Origin of the sequence: Paenibacillus shunpengii (assembly GCF_042684905.1) — a bacterium.
GTDB lineage: Bacteria > Bacillota > Bacilli > Paenibacillales > Paenibacillaceae > Paenibacillus > Paenibacillus shunpengii.
Map to the genome: position 1 here is coordinate 1 of NZ_JBHUMJ010000018.1, position 4,402 is coordinate 4,402.

The window sequence follows — 4,402 nt, forward strand, 5'->3', positions numbered from 1 at the left end:
CATCTTTCTCCTGGATAGCCTTTTTAATTGCCATCAGTTCTTCAGGAGAAGCATTATTCAGGATGTTCTCTCTGAACCATTGTTTTGACTGGCTTCTTTCTGCATGTTCTTTCTTTTGTGCCAGGCGTTCAATCATATTGATTACATTGCTCATATGTATTCCTCCTCAATTAGTTATATAACTATATAACTAATATACGTTACAATTGTGCACTTGTCAATATAAGTTATATAACTTATACTGACTTTGAGGTGATAATATGGCAGTTGATAAAGAAAAGAATAAACAGATCCTTGTAACCTTTCCGAATGAAACGGTTGTTGAGATCGAAAAGTACTGGCACAATAAAAAATTAAAAAATCGAAGTGAAGCTATCAGGGAGTTGGTCATACTCGGATTGAAGAATTCGAAAGAGTAAAAGGGGGAGACTTATAATAGTCGAGTGAATCCAATAACAAAAAATAGCAGCTGAATTGACGAGCTGCTATTTTTTGTTATTGATATAAGAACGTACGTTTGGTTATAATATACAAACAAATGTTCTTATAGGAGTGATCGCAATGCTACCTGATTTTGAACGGAAGGTACTTAGGATCTTATACAATTACACGGGTCAGCGAAGAAGGATACCGACTATGGATGAGCTTGAGGTTAAAACCGGACATGACAAAAAGCGAATAACAGAAGCGCTGCTATACCTGGAAAAAGACAATTACATAGTATGGGAAAACAAAACCGACCTTGGAGGAATTTTGATTATTGAAGGTTGGGAAAGGGAGTCCGATCAGCATATGCCTGTAAAGCATACTCAGGGAACAGCTGATTATTGGACCAAATATTGATATGAAGAAATTACACGGAAACGGTATCTATGAGGGGTCGCGTATGATCATGCCTGAACATAGGGAAGCCTTTGTTCGTCGATACGAACAACTGCAACGTGTGGAACACAAAAAACCTGTCCTTGATGACCAGGAGATACGGCAAATTGAATACGCACTAGTTGAGTCATTCAACTCAAGAAAATCAGTCACTTTGACGCTATATGATGAGATCGAAAATAAAAGGCTGATCGGTATTGTGTCAACAATAAGCACGTCATCGCGGCAAATCAAACTCACCGTGTTTAAAGATGAGTGGTACTGGATTGACATAAAGGATATTATTTCAGCTTCCCTTTAATGAAGCAAGAGCAGCCGCATACAGGGTTGCTCTTTTTACAATCTCCAGAATGTGTTTGCGCTCACAGTAGGGTCTATCTTTCTTACCGCTTCTAATATCTTTCTCATGGTTGAGCCTGACGGCACATACTCTGGATCGCCACAAGCCCATGTGATTGTATTCCTTCCGAGTCCCGAATGTTTGATTAGCCACTCTTGCTTAATTCCTCTTGCATCCAGCCACTTACCGAGTTTTGTACGAGGTTTACCGAGTCCCATAATCATCGTCCTTTCGACTTAATAGCCTTAGTCTGGACGAGTATCTACATTTTTAAACAAACTTTTTTGAAAAAGTAAGCATTTTGGTCAAGCGGTACCTAATAGATTATTAACAGGTTAACACTTAAGAGCGTCCGGAAGCTTGGCAAGTTATTAACCTATTAACAACTTTGAGAGGGATGATCGGATGGTTAATCAAGTGGTCGGATTGGATATTGGACGTAGGTACGTAAAGGCATATGATGGCCGGCAGATGATTAGCTTTTCTTCTTACGTTGGTGAGGGAAGGGACCGCAAGCTGATGACGGATTACGGCTCGGATTCCTTTGATGTAATCTTCAAAAATCAACGGAGCTTTGTAGGTGGCTTGGCTTACCATGAGTCCGAATACTTTCGAGCTATGATGACAGACGACAAGGCGCATGAAGACACATTGTTATTGGCTCTTACGGCTCTCTGTAAGGTAGGTATATCAGTCTGCACCGTTGTTACGGGTTTGCCTGTGAAGAACCATACAGAAAGAAACAAGCAGGCTATCAGAGAGCTTCTGCAGGGCAGACACACGATTGAAATGGTAGGCGGAGGAACTAGGCATATCCATATAACGAGGGTTGAGGTAGCCGCAGAAGGTGGGGGAGCATTTTTCGCAGCTCCTAGGGATGGTCTTGTCCGGACCTTAGATGGTGGGAGTAAGACTTTTAACGCTGTAACCATGTACAATCGCATGTTTAATGACAGGGATTCCTGGACTCTTGTAGGGCCAGACGGAAATAGCTTCGGATTCGAAACCAATAAGGATCTAGACGAAGTTCAGCTCATTAAAAGAGTTGTCGGGGATCTGAGTAAACGCTGGGGATCGGATGACCTTGTATTCACAACAGGAGGAAAGGCGGACAGACTGGCGGAGCTAATCAGACCTTACTTTAAAAATGCCCAGCCGAATAGTGTGCACGGTATGTTCGACAATGCGATTGGCTTCTATAACGCAGGGAGGGCGATTTAGATGACAAAGATCAGACGTAGACCGGTTGCTTTTAATGAGGACGACATGCTGGAAAAGGGCCTTAGTGATTGGTGTGATGAGCAGAGTCCGGATAACTTCAGTGGATTTATCAAGAAAGTGTTGTTTGCATACAAGAACGGCATGGTTCAAGCGCTGCCCGCTGCTGCTGCAGTAGGAGGGATCGCCACGGATCCAGAGGAGGAAAAGCGCGGACTAATGTCTATCTTGTGATGGGTAGAGTATGCCCACGGCGTTGAGGGCGGTTTACCCTCAACATATGATACGGATTAAGAAAAAATGCAGGTCCCATAAAAATTATGGAGGGAAATTCTCATGACTATGAGTTTTCGGATGCACAACGGCTGCATGGTTGATGTGAGTACAATTTGCCCAGCAGCTCCTGAAAGTGAAAGACCGATGCATGCAATCTTAGAGCATATTGACCGGCACAAAGCTATCTATCGTATAGGGGTTATTACTTTGACCATACTACTTGGCTTAGGATCCGCAGAAGTAATGGCTGCTGCCGTAGAAGCGAGCACACTGGATGTAGGAGCTGAACGTCTATACATGAAACTGGTCCGTATAGGTAAATGGGTCATCATCATTAAAGGGGCCTTTGACACCATAACGGCAACGGTCCAGGGGGACTTCATATCTGCGCGTAAATCCGGATTATCTTACCTTCTTGTATATGTAATCCTTCTCGGACTCCCGTGGGCGTTTGGCCAAGTTGAATCCTTGTTCGAGGGGATGTGACCAGCATGCCTATGAAGTTTAGGATATCGTCAGAATATGGGGCGCTGGAGGAGGTCAGGAGTGGCCGCGAACATCACGGGGTGGACTTGGCTATGCCGAAGGGTACGGAGCTTCACAGCATTGCTCCAGGCACGGTTGAGCGAGTCGTTGATTACGGCTCAGAGAATATCGGTAAGGGCGTAATAGTTCGGACGGATACCGGGGAGCTGCATGTATATGGCCACATGGATAGAGTGTCTGTAGATCCAGGCGACCATCTAGCCGTAGGTGACTTAATCGGACTAAGTGGAAATACGGGGCATAGCAGTGGCCCACATCTGCACTTTGGATTGATCAGAGATGGGAAGTTTGCGGATTCTGGGGAGCTGGTTTCTGACCTGCAGCACTTTTCAGGAGATAAGCCGGGTTTATTCGATATGAGAGGGAGTGCATTACGGCTACTAGATGGAGCACAGGATCATGTACAACACTCCATACGAGATAATATCCTGGAGTGGCTGCAGGCTGCAGCAGGGGTGGTTCTGGACCTCAGCTACTGCATTGCACTTATAGGTTGTGGGTTACTACTGATTTTAGGTGTGCTCGGACTTAGGGACGGATATCGCTGGTCAGGTGTCCTGTTTGGCTCTTACTCTCTGGTGAAATTACTTTTAGGAGGAGCTGTACGATGAAAGGAATTCCGTTATCTCAGGCGATCCAAATTGTGAAGCCACAATACTCTTATATACGAATAAAACCGAATAACTCAGTGAGAAACCAGGGAACGCACAAGATAGCTCGAGCTATAGCTGCACTATATAGGTCCGCTTTATCCAGTGTAAGGGTCGAGGAGCATAAAGCAGTAAAAGTGCTCGGAAAAGAATTTGTAGTCGGTTCCCGCTATTCGATTACAACTTCTTCAAAAGTTTCTTATTACATCTATATGGAACGTCAAAAGGTTGAGTTTTATTTCATCTTACCTTGCCAGCATGCATCATACCTAATTGAGAAGATGACCGATGTGTGGGGTTCAGTTACATGTGAAGAGGTAGAGGAGCTGCCGAACTTTAGCCGGACAGCAACACGCTACGAGCTACTATATGAAAAAGAAGATGCACTCAGCGTTGCTGCAGATCGGCGGAGTAACGAGCTCCTTAATTCGAATCTTAATACGGTGGAGCTCCTTGAGGAGGGGGATAAGATCGGTGTCTTCTACAATTT

The 4,402-nt window shown here is 44.3% G+C and carries 8 protein-coding genes and 1 pseudogene; 8 read left to right on the forward strand and 1 reads right to left on the reverse strand.

The window, feature by feature from the left end; all coding sequences use genetic code 11:
- Positions 1 to 260: 260 nt before the first annotated feature.
- The 3 genes from ACFSVM_RS25540 (at position 261) to ACFSVM_RS25550 (ending at position 1,183) form a co-directional block, all read left to right on the forward strand.
- Entirely contained in the window at positions 261 to 419 is a 159-nt protein-coding gene (locus tag ACFSVM_RS25540; RefSeq protein ID WP_379265340.1) for a ribbon-helix-helix domain-containing protein, read from the forward strand.
- Between the two features lie 217 nt (positions 420 to 636).
- A complete protein-coding gene (locus ACFSVM_RS25545) occupies positions 637 to 843 on the forward strand; it encodes a hypothetical protein (protein WP_379265342.1) in 207 nt (68 codons plus the stop codon).
- Between the two features lie 43 nt (positions 844 to 886).
- Positions 887 to 1,183: a YolD-like family protein gene (locus ACFSVM_RS25550; RefSeq protein WP_379265344.1), complete on the forward strand. Its 297-nt coding sequence runs from the start codon at positions 887 to 889 to the stop codon at positions 1,181 to 1,183.
- Here the strand turns inward: ACFSVM_RS25550 and ACFSVM_RS25555 are convergent.
- Positions 1,169 to 1,375 carry a hypothetical protein gene (locus ACFSVM_RS25555; protein WP_379265346.1) on the reverse strand — a complete coding sequence of 69 codons (207 nt, stop codon included), beginning with the start codon at positions 1,373 to 1,375 and terminating at the stop codon, positions 1,169 to 1,171. The genes ACFSVM_RS25550 and ACFSVM_RS25555 overlap by 15 nt on opposite strands.
- Positions 1,376 to 1,627: 252 nt before the next feature.
- Here ACFSVM_RS25555 and ACFSVM_RS25560 point away from each other — a divergent pair, with 252 nt between their 5' ends.
- The 5 genes and pseudogenes from ACFSVM_RS25560 to ACFSVM_RS25580 all read left to right on the forward strand — a co-directional run.
- The gene (locus ACFSVM_RS25560; RefSeq protein WP_379265348.1) at positions 1,628 to 2,443 is read left to right on the forward strand and encodes a ParM/StbA family protein; all 816 of its coding nucleotides are present in this window, start codon (positions 1,628 to 1,630) and stop codon (positions 2,441 to 2,443) included.
- Positions 2,444 to 2,674, forward strand: a complete 231-nt coding sequence (locus ACFSVM_RS25565) for a hypothetical protein (RefSeq protein ID WP_379265350.1) — start codon at positions 2,444 to 2,446, stop codon at positions 2,672 to 2,674.
- A 102-nt stretch (positions 2,675 to 2,776) separates the two neighbouring features.
- Positions 2,777 to 3,202, forward strand: a complete 426-nt coding sequence (locus tag ACFSVM_RS25570) for a hypothetical protein (protein WP_379265352.1) — start codon at positions 2,777 to 2,779, stop codon at positions 3,200 to 3,202.
- A 5-nt stretch (positions 3,203 to 3,207) separates the two neighbouring features.
- Positions 3,208 to 3,873, forward strand: a complete 666-nt coding sequence (locus ACFSVM_RS25575) for a M23 family metallopeptidase (RefSeq protein WP_379265354.1) — start codon at positions 3,208 to 3,210, stop codon at positions 3,871 to 3,873.
- Positions 3,870 to 4,402: pseudogene (locus ACFSVM_RS25580) on the forward strand (hypothetical protein); the annotation flags it as partial. The gene ACFSVM_RS25575 and the pseudogene ACFSVM_RS25580, both read left to right, overlap by 4 nt.